Source organism: Paenibacillus sp. FW126-R14, assembly GCF_058789495.1.
This window is the reverse complement of sequence record NZ_JBYTBS010000002.1, coordinates 165,289-185,799: the sequence shown is the minus strand read 5'-3', so window position 1 is coordinate 185,799 and position 20,511 is coordinate 165,289. Positions and strand designations below refer to the sequence as shown.

Below are 20,511 nucleotides of genomic sequence, written 5' to 3'. Positions count from 1 at the left end.
TAGTTAGTCAGCATGCAGCGTCACAGACTCGCCCTGCACGACGTGATGCTCGATCAGCGTCTCGGCGGGCACTTCGTCATTATGAATGCGGCGAATTAACAAATCGGCGAGCTTCGTACCGATCTCGTTGACATTATAGTCCACGGTTGTCAGTGCAGGATTAATATAGGTGAGAAAATCGATATTATCGAATCCCATGAGGCCGACTTGTTCTGGCACGCGGATTTTACGGGCTTTTAGCCATTTAAGTACTTCCAAGGCATACACATCGCTGGAGCAGAGGATGGCGCATTTGCTGTCGATATGATCCAGTAACGATTCTAATTCTGACAAATATTGCTTCTGTGCGATGACGTTAAAACGCATGTCCGGTATGTCTGCGCACGCGCTAACAAAACCTTGGTACCTTTGTTCGGGCACATAAATGTTTTCTTTCCCTTTCCGCATCAACGGCGGACTTAAGTAGATGATATGGCGGTAGCCTTGGCTCGCAAGAAAGGCAACAGAATCGCAAATCGCCTGCTTATCGTTAATCCAAATGTATGGAAACGGGCCGGACAACCGGTTGCCGAACGTGACAATCGGCGTACGCGAGCGAAGGAGGAAAGACTCGAACTTTTTGTTGTCATTGGCAGGCAGCAGTGCAATCCCGTCGACTTTACGGTCCAACAGGTTGTTGATATATTCTAGTTCCAGCTCCTTATCCCGGTTGGAAAGCACAAGATAAACGATATACCCCTGTTTACGTGCTTCCGCCTCAAAGGCATGGAACAGTTGGGCAAATATTTGGTTATGGATGTCGAACAAAACAATGCCAAGTGTTTTCGTATGTCCTTTCACTAAGCTTTGCGCTAGAAAATGCGGACGGTAACCCAGCTCTTCGGCCACACGCATGATCCTCTCGCGGGTTTCGGGATGAATGCCGGGGCGGTTGTTTAACGCGCGATCCACGGTCCCCCGGGTAACGCCGCATAGTTCGGCGATTTGTTTACTGGTTATGTTCATGTGGATGGACCTCCGTAAAAGGCTCTGTTGGTCTTATCGTAGCTTAACAGAGCGTGCAGGTCAATACCCGTGCTCGTGAACGTAAAGGGGTGGAGCGGATATAGGCACTTGGAACGAATTTCGAATGAAGCGTTTACAAAACGAAACGTATTTGTTAAGATGATTTCGTTTACGTGTACGAGGCATGTGAGCGGAGCTTCCATGCTGGAACAGCCGGAGTGGGGGGACGCCCTTAACGGCACGATGATTCTGCTGTAAATTTTTTTCGTCATCTCCGTGCACGTGCACGGGGTGTTTAACCGAACATGAATTACTTCGTTGAAAGGCATCAGGCTGCACCTGTTTATTCTATCCAAGTGCGCACGAGAAATCAGATCTCTATCATGAGGAGTTTGGGGAGGCAATCATATGAGCAATAATCGGTCAAATGAGCTGTTTGGTATGGAGAAAAATTTTGTGTATGCAGGTGCCAAAACGAGTCAAATCTCGTTTCCGCTCGGCGGGATCGGTACGGGCAGCATCGGCTTGGCCGGAAACGGGCGGCTGATCGATTGGGAGATTTACAACCGGCCGAATAAGCTGAGCTTTAACGGTTTCTCCTTTTTTGCTGTAAAAGCGGAACGTCAAGGCGAGGTGATTCTGACCAAAGTGCTGAACGGAGATTTGCAAACGCCGTATACAGGCGAAGGCAAGGGGAAATTTGAAGGCTTCGGCTATGGTCCCAGACGGGAGAACATGGCTGGATTCCCGCATTTTGCGAATACGTCCTTTCGCGGTGAATTTCCGTTCGCCGAAATGACGTTCGACGATAGCGATGATCCCATTCATGTCAAGCTGACAGCTTTTAATCCGTTCATCCCGCTCAATGACCGGGATTCATCGATTCCGTGCGCCATTTTTGAATATGAAGTGACGAACCGCTCCACGGATGAACTAGCGCTCAGCGTGGTCGGCAATTTGACGAATCCGCTTCGCAAGGGTGCGGTTAATGAGGCTGTCGAGGTGGGCGGACGAAGAGCGATTCGGATGTCTTCCGTTCATTATGAAGAGGACGATGCCGACTTCGGTGATTTGACGCTGCTTGCCGATCATGATGATGTCAGTTATCAGTCCTATTGGTTCCGTGGCAGCTGGTTCGATAACTTGACCGTATTCTGGAAAGATTTTCGGCGAACGGGCCGCTTTCAGGAACGGCATTATGAAGCACCGAGTGATCTCGATCCGAGAAGAGCCCATGAAAAACACCAGGATGTCGGTCTGCTGAGCGGCCATCGTACAGTGGGGCCTGGAGGGAAAGCTACTTTTAGATTCATCCTGGCATGGAGTTTTCCGAATTGTGTTAATTTCTGGAATCCGGGCGAGGGCCGGCTGCCATCATGGAAAAATTATTATTCGACGATTTTTCGGGATTCTACGGATACGGCGAAATACGTCATGACAAACTATGAGCGATTGCATGCAGAGTCGCGGTTGTTTAAGGAAACGCTTTTTGCTTCTACGCTGCCCGATACCGTGCTTGATGCGATCAGCGGAAATATGTCGATTCTGAAATCTCCTACCGTGCTGCGTTTGACCGACGGGACATTGTACGGTTTCGAGGGCGTGCATACCAACGAAGGTTCTTGCGAAGGCTCTTGTACGCACGTGTGGAATTACGAGCAGGCTACGGCTTTCCTGTTCCCGGCGCTGGCGCGATCGATGCGAAAGATCGATTACACCTATGCCCAGTTCGAAAATGGGAAAATGGCGTTCCGCCTCATGCTGCCGGCTGAGAGGACGACGCGCGATAACAACTTCAGAGCTGCTGCGGATGGTCAAATGGGCGGCATTATTAAGTCCTATCGCGAATGGAAAGTGTCCGGCGACACGCAGTGGCTGAGAGCCCTCTGGCCGAACATTCGCAAGGCGCTCGAATTTGCCTGGGAGCCGACCAACGAGGATCAGTGGGATGCCGACAAAGACGGCGTGATGGAAGGGCGGCAGCACCATACGCTGGATATGGAATTGTTCGGCCCGAACTCCTGGCTGACGAGCATGTATTTGACGGCTTTGAAGGCAGCGGCAGAGATGGCGAATGAGCTCGGCGAGCCGGAGAAAGCGGCGGAGTACGATGCGATCAGGCGCAAGGGCGCGGCATGGACGAATGAGCATTTATTCAACGGCCGGTATTTCCATCAAAAGGTTGATCTCAAAGACCGCTCTGTTCTCGAAAAATATGGCGCGGAAGCCGAGTATTGGAACGAAGAGGCCGGCGAGCATAAATATCAAATCGGTGAAGGCTGCGGCATTGATCAGGTGCTTGGCCAGTGGTTCGCTCATCTTGTAGGCCTTGGCTATGTGCTGGATTCTGCCAAAGTAAAGCGTGCGGTCCACTCCATTTATGAGAACAATTATATGGAGCGTTTAGGCGATCACCCCAACGCTTGCCGCATCTATGGGTTAAATGACGAGTCCGGCCTCGTGATTTGCTCTTGGCCTGACGCGAACTCTCCGATAGTGCCTGTTCCCTATGCGGAAGAATGCATGAACGGCTTCGAATATCAGGCTGCTTGTCATATGATTTATGAGGGATATGTGACGGAAGGGCTGCGTGTCGTGAAAGCGATTCGCGACCGGTATGACGGAGAACGCCGCAACCCGTGGAACGAATTCGAATGCGGCAGCAATTACGCGCGATCCATGGCCTCTTTCGGGCTGCTGCTTGCACTGAGCGGCTTCGAGTATGATATGGTTCAAGGGCATATCGGTTTTAGTCCGAAATGGCAGGAGGACGATTTCAGCTCTTTTTGGAGCTTGAACGACGGCTGGGGCGAATTCCGCTGCTCGGAAGGAAAATTGGAGCTGGAAGTTAAGATGGGGAGGCTTGCGCTATCCAGCTTTGGAAGCGGATTGTTGACAGGCCGAGACGTTCAGGGCGTCATGCTTGGCGGGACTGCTGTTGCGTTCGAGCACATCGAAGGGAAACTTTTATTTAATCAAAAGTTAGTTCTTGAACCGCACAAGACGCTCGTCGTAAAGTTGTGATATCAAGAGTATGCGAGGCCATAGATGACGAGCGCCGCAGCGGTCTTATTACGCCTATCGGCGGTTGGGGGCCATGGATTAACGGCGGCGGCTGGCTGACAACCGGCGGCTTTCGCTTGGATGTGCTGTCCAAGTGAAGCAGGAGTGGGCGGGAGGGGGAAATAGATCCGCTGCCGCTGTTTCTTGTATGAAGGGGAACTATGGTACTCTATTTTTCCAATGTTGGTATGTTTTCCAAGGCTAGGCGGAACTCTAGGGCCTTATTTGCCCGATGTTTGCTGGATTTTGCCCAAACCGGCAAAATAGCGGATCGTTGTTCCCTCTCCGAGGCGAGATGGCCGCTTTTTGGGAGAATAGCGGATCAACGTTTCTTTTTAGCTTCGCTCAATGTGCAGATGATGGATCCCGGAAAAGGTTCCGGGATCTGTTTATTTTGCGTTGCGAATAAGTTGCCATGGCAGGAATGTTCTCATGATTAGAATGTTTTGATCTTAAATGGGTATTTTTTATATAAATAAAAGAGGATATAATGGAAAGTAGAGTGGGTGATAGTGATTGTGGAAGGAACATTGACATCTATGGTGAATAATTAGCTCTCCGGGATGTTGGACCGATCATCAAACAAAGAAAAAAAGAGGACATCGATCGGGATCGGGATGCCCTCATTCATCTTGTGGACTATTCGGTTGCGCTCATAGCGGCAAGCTCGTAATCAAACCAAGTGCGCAGCTCGCCGGCGGACCAATTTTCAAGCGTATTGTAAGCATGTTGGATATAAACAGTTCTGTTCTTATCCAAATAGTACTCCCCGGCCAGCTGCTCGGAGAGACGTTTGGTTTGCAGCTTCGTATCCAACGTATAGAGACCTGCGCTGTCCTTTTCAGAGAAGTCCCCTTGGTTGTGACCGAGGAGCACCACGTATAGGGTGCCATCTCCATCTGCCGGATTGGGGAGAGAAGGATTGGTAAGACCAAGGGCCAACACATCCGATTCGTTCATCTTCCCGTTCACCAACTCAACATGGCCATTCTGGTCCATTAGCCCGAGACGTGCGCTTCCGGGGATATATCCATTACGGCCGGGCAATTTAGCGGAGGCGATCCATACCGTGCCGTCAGGATTGGGAATAACCCGATCGAGCTTCTGATTAAAATCTTGTAACATCGTCGCTTTTTCGTTTCGGACTAGAATCGTATAGGTGCTCCCGTAGTTCGGACCGATTGCTGCTATTTGCAATCTGATATTTATGCTGATAATCATGCCTTGGTCACCGGCTTTAAACTCTGTGTAGGTATGGACGGGGGCTCCCCAAGTATCCGATTCCCAAACATCGGAGTCGGATAGCGTATATATTTTCACATCACCATAATATAAATCCCTATCCTTGCGCTCTACTACGGCTGGTTTGCCGCCATACGGATGGGCCGCAGCCGATAAGGTCGCGAACATCTTCTCTTGTTCTTCTCTGTTCTTCCATTCTATGCGATAGGATTTCTTATCGATCTTGATCATGGACTTATCCGGATTTGGCAGCATGGAATAGAAATACAAGGAATTATCGTCATCCCCAATCAGAGGACCGATGATGGACTGGCCGCCGATGAGGGCAAGCCCTTGCGTCTCGCTCCATCGGATATCGAGCTGCAGGAGATCGTGTACAAACCGCCATGTTAAGGGCATGTAAGTGACGTCTTGATAAGTCAGGAAAGGGTAGGTTTCCGTTCGATTATGAATAACCGTATTGTTTATTGTGATAGGTTCATCGGCAAGATGTACGGTATATGCAGCAGAATTACGCTTGGCGGTGAGATCCTGCTCAGGCGGGTTTTCGTGGATCGGCGGCGGATAGTTGCGATTTGGCCAGATGAGCAGCCCGTTTTCCTCGCTCCAATCAAATTCGATGCCCAGCGATTGCAGGTTGTTCCATGTCAGCGGTAAATAGGTGATGTCCTTATAAAGCAAAAAAGGGTATTTGCTGTGCAGGTAGTCCATTTCTTGCCCGTTAATTTTGATGGGAAACGAGGGAAGCGATGCCTTGACGGAAGTACTTGCTGATACATGCACAGGCATGATCCCCAGTCCAAGAAAGATCAATACAAATATGAACGATGTCCATTTTTTAGCGGATAATTCCATTCCTATCACCTGATTTCTAAGGTATCTTATCGTTAACATAGACGCATGATTTAGGGGAATGTTTCGACCTGAGGGAAATAATGTAAAATATAATGTAATCATAGAGAGCAATGAAAAAGGAGAGATTGAGAATGACTGTTTTGGCTATTAAAGTCGATGATTTAACCGGACCTGAGGTGAGGGCATTAATTTTGGAACATCTGAAGGGGATGTCGGAGCTTTCTCCGCCAGAAAGCATGCACGCTCTGAATATTGATGGACTGAAAAAACCGGAAGTGACATTTTGGAGCGCTTGGGAAGGAGATCAGTTAGCCGGTTGCGGAGCGATGAAAGAACTTGATGCCGGACACGGTGAGATCAAATCCATGCGAACGTCTTCAGCGCATCTAAGAAAAGGTGTCGCCAAGCAGCTTCTTGAACATATCGTTGGGGAAGCCAAACGGCGCGGGTATAACCGGCTAAGTTTGGAAACAGGCTCTATGGAAGGGTTCGAAGCAGCCAGAAAACTGTATGAGCGCTTCGGGTTTCAATATTGCGGGCCGTTTTCGAATTATACAGAGGACCCCCTCAGCACATTTATGACAAAAGAGTTATAAAAATAAAAAGGCTGCGTGACCCATCGGTCTCGGCAGCCTTTTTCAATGGCGCTATACCGGGAGTCGGTCCTAAGGTGTTTTTGAATATACGAAAAAACCGCTCCTTTTTTCCCATCCCGCAGCTGTCCAGAACGAATGGCCAACGTCATTATTTTCAAGTACGAAGATGTGACATTTTTTAATGCCCAGTTCTCTAAGTCGGCTTAAACTCGAGTCTACGAGGCGCTGACCAATTTTTTGTTTACGAGCATTTGGATTTACGGCCAGATGATAAATAAATCCCCGTCTTCCGTCGTGCCCCGCTAGTATGGTGCCAATGATCTTGCCTTCCGCTTCGCAGACAAAGCAGAATCCCTTATTGCGGTGCAGATAGCTTTCAATATTTGGTTTGGAATCTGCGTCGCTGAGCACGAGCCCTTCAATTTGGCTCCAAAGTAAAAAGGATTGTTCGTAATCCTCTATGGTCATTTCTCTAATTGTCGACATCGGTCTATGATCGGTATCTTTGTTTTCGATTGTATTTCCCCTCCGGTCAACGTTGATTCTATGCATGGGCTTTGGCAAGGTTTGCATGTAACATGAAGTATAGGTTAATGGTATTTGTTTTGCAATCGAGCATTTATTGGCAGATTTTGTCGTTCGGAGCGGCTGAAGCGATTTACAGCTATATGGATCTAAGGTAATCTATGGAGAGCGGGAGGTGGCGATATTCATTGCCGTTCATCAAGACGATGCTGCGTCATTTTGCACAGCATAAGCTTTTGTCAGTCCTATTCTTAGGCAGTATGTTCATTGAAATCGCGTATGCGGTTGCATCGCCGTTAAGTTTGAAATACTTGGTGGATGACGCATTCACGCTAAAAGATCTTCATGCATTCATCTTCATCCTTACGCTGCTGCTTTGCGGAGGCTTTCTTAACATTTGTGCCAGCGCAATGGGCGACTACTCACTAGGCAAGCTCAGCGGGGAATTTATTCGCAAATTGCGGGTAGCATTGTTCGATCATATGCAAAAGCAATCGCTCCCGTTTTATCAACGTTACAAGGTCGGCGATCTCGTCACGCGCTTCGCTGCGGATATGGGCGCGATGGAAAGAGTCGTCCGCATTACGTATCCTTTCATGCTGAAGGAAGCGTTAAGTGTGGTCCTCGGGCTGGTGATGCTTTTCGCAATTAACTGGAAGCTGACGCTGGCGATGTTGGCCGGGTCATCGCTCATGCTGCTTGGGCCCAAGCTGCTTCAGGGTCGGGCGGAAGCCGCCAACGCAGGCTACAAGGAGGCGCAAGAGCATTTCGCCAATACGATTGACGAGATGGTCAAGGGGCACAAAACGATCAAAAGCTTGCACCAGCAGGCAAGCATCCGGGAACGTGCGCGCAGACAGATGAATGATCTGTTCACCTTCGGGTTTAAGCTGCATATGGCCGGATCTTTAATTGAGCGGCTGCCGCTTACGGCGCTGCTTGTTCTGAACGGCATTATGATCGGTTTAGGCGGATATTTCATCTTTAACGATGAGATTACGGTTGGCGGCTTTATGGCGTTTTTTACGTTATTTATGGCCGTAGGCCAGTCAGGCTCCAATTTGTCGGCGCTTCTTCCGAATGTCATCGATGCGGGCGTCAGCTTCCGGCGTGTGGGGGAAATATTCGAGCAGCAGCCCGACGTTCCTGAGGCGGAGTCTCCGCTAACGCTTCCTTTGTCGTATGCATCTGTTCGGATGGATCGCGTGACGTTCGGGTATACCGAAGATTCCCATCAATTGAAGGAAGTAAGCATGGACATCCGGGCTGGAACGTATGCAGCGCTTGTCGGGCCGAGCGGCTCGGGCAAAAGCACGGCGCTGCAGTTGATTTCACGCTTTTACGATCCTAAAGAAGGCACGGTTTCGATTAACAATTCCGACCTTCGCGATGTAAGCGAGGCATCATTGAGAAAGCTGTCCACGCTCGTTGCTCAGGATACGTTTTTGTTCAATGCAACGATTCGTGACAATTTGCTGCTGGATAACCCCGATGCTGCGGAAGCCGATATGATGGAGGCGGCGAAGCAGGCGAAAATCCACGATCTCATCGCCGGATGGCCGGAAGGCTACGACACGCCGATCCACCACGAGGGCGGTTCTTTGTCGGGCGGAGAACGCCAGCGGCTCTCCATCGCAAGGGCGCTTCTGCGAAAGCCGAAGCTGCTGCTGCTCGATGAGGTTACATCGGCATTGGATCCGGGAACGGAAGCCGAGATTAATGAGTTAATCGGGCAAAGCCGAAAGGACAAAACGATCATTTCCGTTACGCACAGGCTCGCTTCAGTTGTTCATGCCGATGCCATCTATGTGTTTAAGGAAGGGCGGATCGTCGAAACAGGCACCCATCGCGAGCTGCTGGAGCAAAACGGATACTATGCGGCCATGTGGGAGAAACAGATGGGGTTTCATCTGTCTCAAGACGGCCTTCATGCAACGGTGGATGTCGACCGGCTGGCCAAATTGCCTTTCTTTCATGGCATTGAGCGCTCGTTTCTTGGCAATATCGCAAACTTGTTCACAACGGAGATGTGCAAGGAGGGCGAGGCGGTCGTCCGCGAAGGTGAAGAGGGCAATAAATGCTATATTATCGTCCGTGGCAAGTTCGAAGTATTGAAGCATGTGCCCGGCAAAGGAGAAATTCGAGTTGCCGCTCTGCAGGACGGGGATCATTTCGGCGAAGTGGCGCTGCTTCGAAATACGCCGAGAAATGCAACCGTGAAGGCACTGAGTCCTGCGGTATTGCTTTCGGTCAGACGGGAAGCTTTTCACCGGTTAACCCATGAACATCCGCAAATTATACGGACTTTAGAACAGACACTAGCGAGCCGGTTGTAACGGCTCGCTTCCGGAGGAGTGGAGGATTACCGAATGACGGCGATGTCTTGCAAGCGCTGCGTAACCGACGATGATTTCGCGCAAGCCAGTTTATTTTTTCTTGCTAACCGGCGCGACATGCATCCTTCCTATTCAACAATGGATACGATAACGCTGCTGTACAGATACATAAAGCAAGGCCGGATCATCCAGGCATTGGATAGGGACGGAAGTATGATTGGGGTATCCGCCTATTATCACGGAACTCCCGAACATGATTTTGAGGATAAGCATATTGCGTTAATGGACATGGCGGTTTTGAGCCGGGCATACCGGGGGACACGGATGTTCCTGAAAGGACTTTCCTTCATGGTTGGCGAAATCGTCGCCGACGAACCGGGGGTCCAAGAAATACAGCTTGCGGCTCTGGCGGAAAATGTCTATTTATGCCGGTTATATGCCAAGTTTACCGATACCAGCCGTGAATTCGACAGCGAAATGGGCAAACAAGTCATTTTTAGTGTCAAAATTAACAATTTGAAGTCTTTTTTAGATAAATTTAAGAAGGTATAATATACATATGACAGTAAAAAAACAAAGAAGGAGGCGTTACTCATGATCGTGATTCCACCAAGCATTAATAAAGGCAATTCGAACAACAAAGGCAGCGGCTTCGGCAAAATCGTTAAAGACAACGAGAGTTTGCGGGCTTATCCTAGCTAATGGCCTTTCAATTCCGGTCCTGCGAATTCGAGATGGATTACGAAGCTTATATGAAGTTTCTGCTGCAGCATCATGATCAGTTAAACTTGCCGTATCCTTTTGCTATGAAGCTTTCTTTCATGGGCAGTCCTTTGGAGTTCGGCAAAGCCATGCTGATTTTAAGCGAGGAGCCTTACGAATTTGTAGGCGCTGCAGGCGTTGTGTACGGTACCGGAGCTAACGACTACGAGGATCGTCATATATGCCAGATCGAGATTGCGTTCATTCGGGAGCAGTTCCGCCGAACTTCGCTGTTTCTACGTGGATTAAAGGCGCTCATTCGCATGATAAAAGCGGGCAACCCCGACGTTGAACAAGTTCAGTTCTGGGCTTCTGCCGAGAATGAGGAGCTGGAGCGGCTCCTTTCCCGCTGGAGTTCTTGGTCAGGCTACAATCGATCGATTGTGAACAACTTGGCGTTCCATACGATTCCGTTCACTGAGCTGGAAGCTTACTGCGGGCGGTTTGGATTGGGTATACGCAAGGAGTAGTTGCATAGGCAACTACTCTTTTTTTGTAGTTCCCTCAGGAATAAATTGGATTCCAATGCAGAAAATACTTTTACAGCATGCATGAGGGAGGTTTGCAGATGAAAATAAAAATGATAGTGACGACTATCGTAATGTCTTTCTTAGCGAGCAATACCGGGTTTGCCGAACCGAGGCCGTCCCTGCAAGCTGCCTTCGTTCGCGGCGATGACTTGTGGCTTAAGAAAGACGGTCAAGAGATGCGGCTAACGGAAAGCAAGAAAGTCAGCAGCCCCAAATGGTCATCTGACGGAAAATTCATCGCGTACTCCCTTGGCGAAGGGCAGCATGAGATTTGGGTGTACAGTTTGGAGGCGAAACAGCACTACCGCGTCTATCCTGGCGGCGACCGTTTCTGGTGGTCCCCTGCAAAGAATTACCTCGCTTTTAAACTCGATGGCGTATTAAATACCGCAAAAGTCGACCGCGATAAAGTCGAGCCCTTTAAGAACGTTGCTCTGGGTGTTGACAACTATTCGTGGCTCCCCGATGGCAGCGGCTTTCTAGTCTCCTCGCCTGCTCAACTGCGTCCGTCCGGTTGGACGAACGTCGAGTTGTATACGGTTCCGGCAGACGCCAACATGGACCGGAGCAAGATCAAACATTTTTATACGCTTCCTTCGGAGTCATCCCGTTTTTTTGCGGTGGGCACCAGCCTATTCAAGTGGTCTAATGACAAGAAGTGGATCTCATTCACCGCGAACCCAACCGCATCCTTGTCAGCAGATGGCAATGTGTTATGCGTGCTGTCTTCGGATGGCAATCATTTTCAACAGTTGGATAACATGCTTCATTACCCGCAGTGGTTTGGTTGGGCGCCTGTAAAACCCAGACTTGCTTATATTGAAGGAGAAGGCCGAATGGCCGTTCAGAATAAACATCTGAAGATTAAGGAGCTTCCCGCCTTGAAACCGGCATCCTATACGCCCCAGGGATATGCTGATCGCGATTTTGCTTGGGAAAATGACCGTATGATCATTGTTTCAAGATCGAAGGAGTCAGGTGGGGATACCGTTTGGCCGCTTCCGGCATTGTTTCAGGTGAGCATTGCAAACAAGGAGCAGAAGCAAATCACAAATCCGCCGGAGAAAAACGGTGACTTCGGACCTTATATGCTGAGAAAAAATAACAAGCTGACTTGGATCCGATCGGACGGGAAGCATGCGGACGTATGGAGCTCGAATCCGGATGGCAGTTATGCGGAGATAGGCATCAAAGATTTGGATATCGGCATTCCTTATTATGGATGGAGTGACTGGAGCACGGTGTTAGCTTGGTATGATCCCCGTCGTTAGCCTCCTATATCGTTTCAGCCCGTGCGCATTTTCAGTGTTCGGGCTGTTGTATTTTGACGAAATTTGGAATAACATTAAGCGAAGAATTCTAGTGAAATATGCGCCAAAAGGAACCCCAAGATGAACGAGATCTCGCTTGATTTTTTAACGATATTGCTGCCGTCTTACATGTTTTTTTATATGGCGATTTCCGTATATGCTCGAAATAAGACAAGCTTGCTGAACCGCGTTGCATCCCTCCTGATGCTGTCGTTGCTCTTTTATTTTCTGGGAGAGTATATCAAAACGGCCCTGTTCCCGCAGTTTGAAAGGCAGATCGTGCTGTTTTGGAACGCCCCCATGCTGCTGTTGACCATTAGCCATTTAGTTCACCTTAGCATGCTGGTTGGAGGTGTCCGGAATTCGATTATAAGGAAAACGGTTGGTTGGGTATACGTTACGCCGCTGCTTTCGCTCATGCTAATGCTGCTGCGCTTCGGTCCTCACCACTTATATCAACCGAGGGTGGATGGGCTCAGTCCGTTAAATCCGCTTATGCTGGTTTTAGCGGTTTTTTTTGTCGGAAGCTATATCCTGCTCTCCATCGTTATTTTGCTAGCCGCTTGGACGACTACCCGGCACCGGAAACGAAAGCAAATGCTGGCGAGACTTTTATTCAGTTTATTTCTGCTTTTTGTTTGGATTCTTGTGGTGACGCTCTTGTTAACACTGGCTTATATTACGAGCTCGACCTCTATAGCGCTCTATTTTTCCGGCACTCTTTTATGGGTCATATCGCTTCGAGCTTTAATTAGCAAATACGACTTTTTGCCCAGTTATCGCGATTTGTTTCATACGTTGTTTAAATCCGCTCCTACCGCTATTTTTCTATTGGATATGATGGGGAGTGTCAAAGAGATGAATCCCCGGGCCGAAAGATTATTCGGCTCTCCGGCGAATGGGATAGACCGGCTGCAAATCGCTGCAAGCCTGTATGATGAAGAGGGTACGAGTCTCAAAGACAGATGGTCGGCCCTTCCGGCGAAGATGACCAACGCGATCAATTGGGAAATGAAACTGAAGGTCCCAGGCCAAGAGGAGCTAGACATGATCGTAAGCATGGAAAATATCGAAGGAGCGGAGGAGGGGCTGATCATCCTTCATCTGACCGATATCACATCCCTTAAAGCTACGGAACGACAGTTGGTTGAATCCGAAAGGAAGTACCGGCACCTGGCGTATCATGACCCCCTCACCGGTCTCTTTAACAGGGCCGCGGTACATGAGCATGCCGATCGTAAAATAGCGAATGGCGAACAATTCGCACTCATTCTAGTCGATTTGGATAACTTCAAGTCCGTCAATGATACGCATGGTCACTTGATTGGCGATGATTATTTGAAGCATATTGCCGCTTTATTGGAATTGCATGCCGGAGCGGGAGATACGATTGGCAGAATCGGCGGGGACGAATTTGTCCTGTTAATGCCTTTGCATTCCTTTGATGCAAAACAAGTATATGAGGAAGCGCATGAGCGCTTATTTCCTCTTACAGCCGCACCTTTTTGTTATAAGGAGATGTTGATTCCTGTTTCTTTTAGCGCCGGGGTGAGTCTTCACGCCAGTCATGCATCGGATCTCACGGATTTGCTGCGAAAGGCGGATGAGGCCATGTATACGGTGAAAAGGAGCGGAAAGAATGCCATTTCTCTGTATGATGCAGGTGGAACTAATCTAGTGAAAGCTGAGGCCGATGACAGATGATTCTACGAATGATTTTTCGGGCGGAATGGAAGCAGGGGCAAGAAGCGCTTGGCAGGGAAGCATTGGAACGAAGCGGGCAAGCCCCTAAATTGGTGGAACAGGGAAAGATTATGACGGCTGCAGCTTATACGTGGAGAAACAATTTATTTCTCTATTATGAATGCATAGACTGTGAAGTGACTCCGGGCGAAATCGCGGGTGCCGCGGTTCCGTTCTTGAAGGATTGGCCAGGCCATTCCGAACCGCGCAAGTGGATACGGATGATCGACGTGTTCCACTTTAACGAGCCGGCCAGCAACGAACATTGGTTGCGAAAGCAAACGGTCGAGAAGCGTGTCGGGAGGGTGGCGCATTTGAAGCCGGAGATGATCAGCAGTTATATTTACTATCATTACCAGCTTCAGGAGGAACGGGCTTTCGCAGGTGACAAATACGAAATTATTGCGATGCATGAGAATCTCCTGTTCGGTTATCAGGAATTTCCCAAAGTCATCGAAGAGCCGGTTGTGCCCGGGCGTTTGAGCACGAAGGGGACTCCGGAGAATTGGAACGATTCGCGGATGGATTTGCATTTTCAGCCGTGGGAAGAAGACGGATATTTATATTTTAAACCGATTGAAACGGTTTTCGCGTACGCGATTGGCGACTTCTAGCAAAAAGAGCTTCTATGAAAATCGATATTTATGGTACGATGCAGGCATAGTCTGGAAGGGAGTTTTTGGAATGAGACCAAAAGTATTTCTTGCAAAGCAAGTTCCAAGTGAAGTGGAAGCGTACATTGCGCAGTTCTGCGATTACCGGAAGTGGGACAGGGAAGAAGAAATTCCCCGTCATCAGCTTTTGGAGGAGCTGTCCGATATGGATGGACTTTTAATCTCTGGCGGAAGCATTGACCAGGAACTGCTGGATCATGCACCGAAGCTCAAAATAGTTAGCAATGTCTCCGTTGGTTACAATAATTTGGATACGGCGGCTATGAAAGCAAGGGACGTAATGGGGACGCATACTCCGGGTGTATTGGATGAAACCGTGGCGGATACGGTATTCGGACTGATCTTGGCTGCTGCCAGAAGAATACCGGAGCTCGATGCATACGTGAAGGCCGGCAAGTGGAAAAAAGGAAGCGATGAGCCTAATTTCGGTATTGACGTTCATCATGCGAAACTCGGGATCATTGGCATGGGGCGCATCGGAGAGGCGATTGCTAGACGAGCGAAGTTTGGATTCGCTATGGACGTGGTGTACTACAACCGCAGCAGAAAAAGTGAAGCCGAGCAGAAGCTGGGGGTCGAATACCGCTCCTTGCAGGAATTGCTGCAGGAGTCTGATTTTGTAGTGGTCATGACGCCGTTAACGCCTGAAACAAACCGATTCATCGGCCGTGAAGAATTGGCGCTTATGAAGAAGACAGCCATCTTTATCAACGCGTCCCGCGGGCAAACCGTGGATGAAGAGGCGCTGATTGAAGCGTTGGAAAAAGGAACCATCCGTGGAGCGGGGCTGGATGTCTTCCAACAAGAGCCGGTAGATCCGGCTAATAAGCTGTTGCAAATGCCTAACGTTGTAGCCCTGCCGCATATCGGATCGGCTACGCATCAAACACGTTTCGACATGGCGATGCTTGCTGCGCATAATCTGGTGAAAGGCGTCCAGGGGGAAGTTCCTCCGAACCTTGTTCCGGAGCTGAAGTAAGTGGCTGCATTGGAGTGAGTGAGTTTTATTGTAATTTAATTGAATTCGACAAAAAAACAGCTTAATTGACTCGGGAAACGATTGAATTCTACAAAATATTTATGGTATCTTTAATTAACAAATCTATTATTTCCAAATAACGGAATTCATATTCTCATATTTTTTAATATTGCCTCATAAACCTGTTACTAGGGTAATAAAACCTAGGAGGTGTTTTATGAGCAAAAGGAGAGTGAAAAAAATGAGCCCAAGCCATTTGACTAGCGTCTCTACTGATTCAAAACAAGGTAAGAAATTAAGTGCTCATGATGCGAGAAAACAAATAGGAATCAAAACAAGTTCGGGTAAGAGGCTAGTTGACCTTTATAAAGAAGGGAAATAGACATTATCAATGTCAAGTAATATCTTATTTTTCGAAGATTGTATGATCAATGATTTTTCTCGAAAAACTATCAATTTGGACACTTGTTTTATTCTTGCATACTTAGATTCCGACGATTTAAGAGGAAATAAAGTGGCGGATATTATGGATAAATGGAGCAATGATGGTATCAGCTGCATTGCAATTAGTAATCACGTTGCAGCTGAAGTAGTGCATAATATCTTTAAAAATAGAATAAGAGAAATTATTTATCTTTCATACAAGAAGAAAAAATCGAAGGGTACTAAAAAAGAGTATTTTTTTTCTGCTAAAGAGCAATCCATAGTTGGAGACACGGAAACTGCTGCAAAGTTAACAAGCTTGCTTAGTGAAAAAGTTTTGGAAAGATTACATAAACATGGTGAATTAAGTTGTAACTTTGAGACGTTATTGAAAGATTTTAAGATTAAATTTCCCGGATTTATTCCAAATCTTTCCCGATACTACTCAGACTCAGCTGATGCTTTCAATGATTTTGTTGAAAATTTAAAAGAAATCCTGAATATTGAAGTTATTGACACTCCAGTTTCAGATATCTTTGCTCAAAGAACTGCTTTAGAATACATGTGTGAATATCAGTTGGGGATTTTTGATGCATTCCATCTGGCATTAACTTCAGAGTACGATTATTTTGCTACTCTGGACGGCGATTTCACAAGTAAATCTATCGCTACTGGCTATTTGGGCATTACTAAAATATTAAAAATTGCTTAAGTCACCTCCGTAATGGAGTGGCTTTTTTTGATTTTAGGGGGATGAAGTGTTGATTTTAGAAGATTACTTGGCACCATGCAATCGCCTCCCCTTCACCCAACCGATCAGCGCAATAGCAAGCGGATATAGAATACCCAAGATAAGCGAAAGTGGAATGTACGTGAGGTAATCCCATTCCTGCTCGTAGGCTTCATTGGGATAAACGACAAGAGATAGGACCGTAACAAGAAGTCCAATTGGCAAACAGAGCGTTTTGGAGTCGCGCACCCGAAATACATGTGCTAAACCTCTAATCGTTGTATGAAAGTACATCGAAGCTTTGAAATAAATGGAAACGAGCCAAAGGAAGGCTACGACCACTTCAATCCTCTGCAAGAAATTGCCAATATTTATTCTTTGCGCCAAGGCGTAACTGGGAAAAGACTGCATAGCCGTAGTATCGGCCCCCAGCACTAAAACACTGGATATGACGAGGAGAAATAGCGTCAAGCCGCTAATAATCACACCCGCGAGATAACCTTTCCTCACTTTTTGCATATTGGATACTTGGTGAAGAATGGGATTGATGGCAATAAACAAGGTGATGAAAGTGAAGCAGGTGATTCTAATGACAGATCGAAGAATAGGGACAGCTGTCGCTTCCCCGATCGGAAGTAGATTGTTCATATCCATATTAGGAATATTCATCGTCATGAACATGATAAACAACAGGATGAGCCAAGGAAAGAAAATTTCAGCCGTTCTTAGAAAAACGACCATCCCCAGCTTTGCTCCCATAATAACGACCAATATGAATAAGATATTAATCGCTTGCACAGGCGTTGTTGGCATGATTTGAGTGACCATAAAATGCCCCACGTAAAAAACGTCCTGAGCGCTGAAAATAAGCGTCAATAAAGAAAGGCTCAGTGTAATGAGCCTGCCCAGCCATTTGCCAAAAACAAGGTCATTGATTTCAAACAGCGAGGTATCCGGAAACTTTTTAGCGATCGACGTGTAGAGAATTGTGAGAACAGCGCCCACAACAGTGCTCAGTAAGATGGGGATCCAGGCATCCTGTTTGGCATCTGCCGCTACCGACGCCGGGATGACTAATATGGCTGTGCCAATGGAATAAAGGATGACGATAATCATGAGTTGGCGGGGGGTAATGAACTCATTGCCCATGCAAGCACGTCCTTGTTTAGCTGTTTTTAACTTTCTTTCTGCGCAAGCAGCCGATAGCGAGTAACAAAGCAGGATGCAAGCAGCCGAAGCTCACCGCCAGCGGTACCCAGGTGAATTCATCCCATTCATGGATATAAGCCACATTGGGGTACACCATTAGCGAAAGAACGGTCACGAGGAGGCCCGCGGGCGTTGCGAGAGCTTTATCGTTTTGGAGTTGAAAAAGAGAGGCAAGGGCTTTCAGCGTAACGTGAAAATAAAGCGTCAGCTTAAAATAAATGGAAATAAACCATAAGAAAGCAACCGTCACCTCGATGCGCTGCAGGAAATTCCCGACGCTTATTTTTTTGGCGAGCGAATAGGTTGCATAAACATGTCGTGACGATTGGTCCGCCCCCATCACCAGGATGCTGACTAATGTGATTGTGATCATCACGATCCCGCTCGTTATGCCCCCATAGAAGAAGGACTTGGAAAATTTTGTGGGAAATTTAGTTTCCTTCGAAATTAAGCAGATCGTGAACACGATCGGAAAATAGGAAAACACGACCATGAACAAAGCCGAACGGGCTATGGATATGAAACTTGCTTCGCCCATGGGAAGAAGATTTTTCATTGTGGACTGTGGCGCTACAAAGATGATCAAGAGGACAAACAGTAAAATAATCCACGGGAAAAAGATTTCAGCGGTCCTCCCCAAGATCACCACGCCCAGCTTTGCGCCTATGACGACAAACGTAATCATCAGGATATGAATGGACTGGATCGGTGTCGTCGGCATGATCTGAGTCGTCATAAAGGTGCCGATATAGAAAAGGACCTGCGCGCTCAGTACGAACATGACAAAGCAGTATAAGACATTGACCGCTTTGCCCAGCCATTTCCCCAGCAGCCGCTCGTTCATATCAAAAAGGGTCATGTCAGGGAACATGTTGACTAACTTCACATACATCCAAATAAAAAGCAAACCGCTGCCTACTGCGGCTGCGCCCGCCATCCAGGCATCCTGTTTCGCTTCCGCCGCCAAAATGGAGGGGACGACAAGAATGGTAGTCCCCACCGAAATCAAAAAAATAAATATCATGAGCTGCCGAGCTGTTAATGTACTTTCATTATTCATGCCCCGCCTCCTATGCCGAGCCCGACTTTACCTGTTAATTAACCCGATTTGCAATAAGAGTTTGGTTAGAGGCGCCATGAGCAGGGTAATCCAATCAGCCGGGTTCGGCAGCGTTTTACCCATTCCTTTGAGCGTGGCCAGGATATTGCCAATCAGCATGATTGAGACGTACAGCCAGACCTCTTTTTTACATCCTTGCTTCCACAAGCGCGGAAGTTCATACCACGCGATAAGCAGGGATAGCGCAAATATACTGATGCCAACTAACATAACGGTTACTCCTTCACATCGTTTACAACCGAATCCCCCATGGTTCCTGCTCCTCTTACTTTGGCAATGACGTTCAGATGGGGCGTCACTTGTTTGAAAATCGGCTCCCAATTATGTTTGACTTTGTTCCAATATTTCGGATCGGCACGATGAACGGCTTCGCCGAATCCATAAATATCCGCTCCGAGCTGCTGTGTTTTTTTAATGGTATTCTCCATATTGGATTTTAAAAAATCAACGTATTGTTTATCCAAATAGGCGAACGTGTCTGTTTTGAAAAGGTTGATTTGACACTCTACATCGGAGACGTTTCCCTCCGTACGGGTTTCAATGAAAATCTCGGGTTTGTCGTTTTTGACGACGGCGTATATTTTGCTTTTTACACGGGCGATATCAATGCCAATGTTCCCTCCTTCGGGACAGACGAGGTGGATGGAGGAACGCTTGGATTGATTGGTGATGACCGAATAAGCGCGGGACTCTTTTTCATTAAGCCAACCGACGAGTTTATCTTTCTTAATGACCGCATTGCCGGAATATTGCAGCCGCACACGGGGAGTCGTGTAATTGATATTGCTGTTGTTCGTGCCGGAAGCAGGGTCGCCAATAATTTGGATGCCCGATATGACCGAGCTTTTCCCAGGCGTAACGAGCCCGCTCGATAATTGATCGAGTTTAATCGTGACTGCTGAAGTCCACTCTTTTTTGGCTGCTTCAAGGGAGTTGAACATATAGTTTGCCGGCACTTTCTCAAGCGGCGTCATGACGCTTAATAAGTCCTTGGCTGTGCTCTCCCTTGCGATGACAACGTCGAAATCGGTTCGGAATTCGCTCCCTCTCATGAGATAATCCATTGCTTTGACAATGCCTTTGGAAGCTAATTCCTCCGAAATGACAAGAATACGAATATGGGCGAAATAGATGTTTCTTGAGATGGACGATGTCAATCTTCTGACAGCTTCATTCAAGGTCACACCTTTGGAGGAATACACGATTATGGGCATTTCATGCTCCGCTTTGGCTTTGGTCACACTCCCCGGATTCACAATCTGAACGGTTAACTCAAATTGACCATCCGTAACATCAATGCCCACACCTTCGGCTATGGCAATGTCATTCAACTCTCTGCGGCTCCAGCAGCCGCTTAATACAATGACGATAGAAAGTAAGCAAGCTGTTAATCGCATCCAGGATATCAA

Annotated in this window: 20 protein-coding genes; 13 read left to right on the top strand and 7 right to left on the bottom strand. The window is 47.7% G+C overall.

Annotated elements, in window-relative coordinates; translation table 11 throughout:
• Window positions 1-3 precede the first annotated feature (3 nt).
• Window positions 4-1,005 carry a LacI family DNA-binding transcriptional regulator gene (locus AC3WRW_RS02220; protein WP_492544566.1) on the bottom strand — a complete coding sequence of 334 codons (1,002 nt, stop codon included), beginning with the start codon at window positions 1,003-1,005 and terminating at the stop codon, window positions 4-6.
• Between the two features lie 108 nt (window positions 1,006-1,113).
• Between AC3WRW_RS02220 and AC3WRW_RS02215 the strand changes: the two genes are divergently transcribed.
• The 3 genes from AC3WRW_RS02215 to AC3WRW_RS02205 all read left to right on the top strand — a co-directional run bounded on the left by AC3WRW_RS02215 (window position 1,114) and on the right by AC3WRW_RS02205 (window position 4,166).
• Entirely contained in the window at window positions 1,114-1,263 is a 150-nt protein-coding gene (locus AC3WRW_RS02215) for a hypothetical protein (RefSeq protein WP_492544564.1), read from the top strand.
• 150 nt (window positions 1,264-1,413) lie between these two features.
• Window positions 1,414-4,029: a GH116 family glycosyl-hydrolase gene (locus AC3WRW_RS02210; RefSeq protein ID WP_492544562.1), complete on the top strand. Its 2,616-nt coding sequence runs from the start codon at window positions 1,414-1,416 to the stop codon at window positions 4,027-4,029.
• Window positions 4,026-4,166: a hypothetical protein gene (locus AC3WRW_RS02205; protein ID WP_492544560.1), complete on the top strand. Its 141-nt coding sequence runs from the start codon at window positions 4,026-4,028 to the stop codon at window positions 4,164-4,166. The genes AC3WRW_RS02210 and AC3WRW_RS02205 overlap by 4 nt, the downstream gene beginning before the upstream one ends.
• Before the next feature lie 541 nt (window positions 4,167-4,707).
• On the opposite strand, the gene AC3WRW_RS02200 is transcribed toward AC3WRW_RS02205, so the two are convergent.
• A complete protein-coding gene (locus AC3WRW_RS02200; RefSeq protein ID WP_492544558.1) occupies window positions 4,708-6,165 on the bottom strand; it encodes a hypothetical protein in 1,458 nt (485 codons plus the stop codon).
• 140 nt (window positions 6,166-6,305) lie between these two features.
• Here AC3WRW_RS02200 and AC3WRW_RS02195 point away from each other — a divergent pair, with 140 nt between their 5' ends.
• Window positions 6,306-6,761 (top strand): GNAT family N-acetyltransferase, encoded by a 456-nt coding sequence (locus AC3WRW_RS02195; RefSeq protein ID WP_492544696.1) that lies wholly within the window; start codon window positions 6,306-6,308, stop codon window positions 6,759-6,761.
• A gap of 69 nt (window positions 6,762-6,830) precedes the next feature.
• On the opposite strand, the gene AC3WRW_RS02190 is transcribed toward AC3WRW_RS02195, so the two are convergent.
• Window positions 6,831-7,334 (bottom strand): GNAT family N-acetyltransferase, encoded by a 504-nt coding sequence (locus AC3WRW_RS02190; RefSeq protein WP_492544556.1) that lies wholly within the window; start codon window positions 7,332-7,334, stop codon window positions 6,831-6,833.
• A 158-nt stretch (window positions 7,335-7,492) separates the two neighbouring features.
• Between AC3WRW_RS02190 and AC3WRW_RS02185 the strand changes: the two genes are divergently transcribed.
• The 9 genes from AC3WRW_RS02185 (at window position 7,493) to AC3WRW_RS02145 (ending at window position 16,755) form a co-directional block, all read left to right on the top strand.
• Entirely contained in the window at window positions 7,493-9,622 is a 2,130-nt protein-coding gene (locus AC3WRW_RS02185) for an ATP-binding cassette domain-containing protein (RefSeq protein ID WP_492544554.1), read from the top strand.
• Between the two features lie 33 nt (window positions 9,623-9,655).
• On the top strand, window positions 9,656-10,174 hold the full coding sequence (locus tag AC3WRW_RS02180) for a hypothetical protein (RefSeq protein WP_492544552.1): 519 nt from the start codon (window positions 9,656-9,658) through the stop codon (window positions 10,172-10,174).
• Window positions 10,175-10,323: 149 nt separating this feature from the next.
• On the top strand, window positions 10,324-10,854 hold the full coding sequence (locus AC3WRW_RS02175; RefSeq protein ID WP_492544550.1) for a hypothetical protein: 531 nt from the start codon (window positions 10,324-10,326) through the stop codon (window positions 10,852-10,854).
• Window positions 10,855-10,952: 98 nt separating this feature from the next.
• Entirely contained in the window at window positions 10,953-12,185 is a 1,233-nt protein-coding gene (locus AC3WRW_RS02170) for a TolB family protein (RefSeq protein ID WP_492544548.1), read from the top strand.
• Between the two features lie 120 nt (window positions 12,186-12,305).
• Window positions 12,306-13,928 carry a sensor domain-containing diguanylate cyclase gene (locus AC3WRW_RS02165; protein ID WP_492544546.1) on the top strand — a complete coding sequence of 541 codons (1,623 nt, stop codon included), beginning with the start codon at window positions 12,306-12,308 and terminating at the stop codon, window positions 13,926-13,928.
• Window positions 13,925-14,581 carry a hypothetical protein gene (locus AC3WRW_RS02160; protein WP_492544544.1) on the top strand — a complete coding sequence of 219 codons (657 nt, stop codon included), beginning with the start codon at window positions 13,925-13,927 and terminating at the stop codon, window positions 14,579-14,581. The genes AC3WRW_RS02165 and AC3WRW_RS02160 overlap by 4 nt, the downstream gene beginning before the upstream one ends.
• Before the next feature lie 70 nt (window positions 14,582-14,651).
• Entirely contained in the window at window positions 14,652-15,620 is a 969-nt protein-coding gene (locus AC3WRW_RS02155) for a 2-hydroxyacid dehydrogenase (RefSeq protein ID WP_492544542.1), read from the top strand.
• Between the two features lie 217 nt (window positions 15,621-15,837).
• Window positions 15,838-16,002, top strand: coding sequence for a hypothetical protein (locus AC3WRW_RS02150; RefSeq protein ID WP_492544540.1), 165 nt, complete (start codon window positions 15,838-15,840; stop codon window positions 16,000-16,002).
• Between the two features lie 9 nt (window positions 16,003-16,011).
• Window positions 16,012-16,755, top strand: coding sequence for a hypothetical protein (locus tag AC3WRW_RS02145; protein WP_492544538.1), 744 nt, complete (start codon window positions 16,012-16,014; stop codon window positions 16,753-16,755).
• A 63-nt stretch (window positions 16,756-16,818) separates the two neighbouring features.
• On the opposite strand, the gene AC3WRW_RS02140 is transcribed toward AC3WRW_RS02145, so the two are convergent.
• Genes AC3WRW_RS02140 through AC3WRW_RS02125 form a run of 4 tightly spaced genes read right to left on the bottom strand, consistent with a single transcriptional unit; the run spans window position 16,819 to window position 20,511 of the window.
• A complete protein-coding gene (locus AC3WRW_RS02140) occupies window positions 16,819-17,922 on the bottom strand; it encodes a GerAB/ArcD/ProY family transporter (RefSeq protein WP_492544537.1) in 1,104 nt (367 codons plus the stop codon).
• 16 nt (window positions 17,923-17,938) lie between these two features.
• Window positions 17,939-19,042 (bottom strand): GerAB/ArcD/ProY family transporter, encoded by a 1,104-nt coding sequence (locus AC3WRW_RS02135; protein WP_492544535.1) that lies wholly within the window; start codon window positions 19,040-19,042, stop codon window positions 17,939-17,941.
• A gap of 27 nt (window positions 19,043-19,069) precedes the next feature.
• Window positions 19,070-19,312 carry a hypothetical protein gene (locus tag AC3WRW_RS02130; protein WP_492544533.1) on the bottom strand — a complete coding sequence of 81 codons (243 nt, stop codon included), beginning with the start codon at window positions 19,310-19,312 and terminating at the stop codon, window positions 19,070-19,072.
• Window positions 19,313-19,317: 5 nt separating this feature from the next.
• On the bottom strand, window positions 19,318-20,511 hold the full coding sequence (locus tag AC3WRW_RS02125) for a Ger(x)C family spore germination protein (protein ID WP_492544531.1): 1,194 nt from the start codon (window positions 20,509-20,511) through the stop codon (window positions 19,318-19,320).

Bases quoted from the DNA above. Each gene is read 5' to 3' on its own strand.
- AC3WRW_RS02185 (WP_492544554.1), top strand. From the start codon at position 7,493: ATGCTGCGTCATTTTGCACAGCATAAGCTTTTGTCAGTCCTATTCTTA.
- AC3WRW_RS02145 (WP_492544538.1), top strand. From the start codon at position 16,012: ATGTCAAGTAATATCTTATTTTTCGAAGATTGTATGATCAATGATTTT.
- AC3WRW_RS02200 (WP_492544558.1), bottom strand. From the start codon at position 6,165: ATGGAATTATCCGCTAAAAAATGGACATCGTTCATATTTGTATTGATC.
- AC3WRW_RS02135 (WP_492544535.1), bottom strand. From the start codon at position 19,042: ATGAATAATGAAAGTACATTAACAGCTCGGCAGCTCATGATATTTATT.
- AC3WRW_RS02190 (WP_492544556.1), bottom strand. From the start codon at position 7,334: ATGCAAACCTTGCCAAAGCCCATGCATAGAATCAACGTTGACCGGAGG.
- AC3WRW_RS02210 (WP_492544562.1), top strand. From the start codon at position 1,414: ATGAGCAATAATCGGTCAAATGAGCTGTTTGGTATGGAGAAAAATTTT.
- AC3WRW_RS02220 (WP_492544566.1), bottom strand. From the start codon at position 1,005: ATGAACATAACCAGTAAACAAATCGCCGAACTATGCGGCGTTACCCGG.
- AC3WRW_RS02150 (WP_492544540.1), top strand. From the start codon at position 15,838: ATGAGCAAAAGGAGAGTGAAAAAAATGAGCCCAAGCCATTTGACTAGC.
- AC3WRW_RS02160 (WP_492544544.1), top strand. From the start codon at position 13,925: ATGATTCTACGAATGATTTTTCGGGCGGAATGGAAGCAGGGGCAAGAA.
- AC3WRW_RS02170 (WP_492544548.1), top strand. From the start codon at position 10,953: ATGAAAATAAAAATGATAGTGACGACTATCGTAATGTCTTTCTTAGCG.
- AC3WRW_RS02140 (WP_492544537.1), bottom strand. From the start codon at position 17,922: ATGGGCAATGAGTTCATTACCCCCCGCCAACTCATGATTATCGTCATC.
- AC3WRW_RS02155 (WP_492544542.1), top strand. From the start codon at position 14,652: ATGAGACCAAAAGTATTTCTTGCAAAGCAAGTTCCAAGTGAAGTGGAA.
- AC3WRW_RS02175 (WP_492544550.1), top strand. From the start codon at position 10,324: ATGGCCTTTCAATTCCGGTCCTGCGAATTCGAGATGGATTACGAAGCT.
- AC3WRW_RS02130 (WP_492544533.1), bottom strand. From the start codon at position 19,312: ATGTTAGTTGGCATCAGTATATTTGCGCTATCCCTGCTTATCGCGTGG.
- AC3WRW_RS02165 (WP_492544546.1), top strand. From the start codon at position 12,306: ATGAACGAGATCTCGCTTGATTTTTTAACGATATTGCTGCCGTCTTAC.
- AC3WRW_RS02180 (WP_492544552.1), top strand. From the start codon at position 9,656: ATGACGGCGATGTCTTGCAAGCGCTGCGTAACCGACGATGATTTCGCG.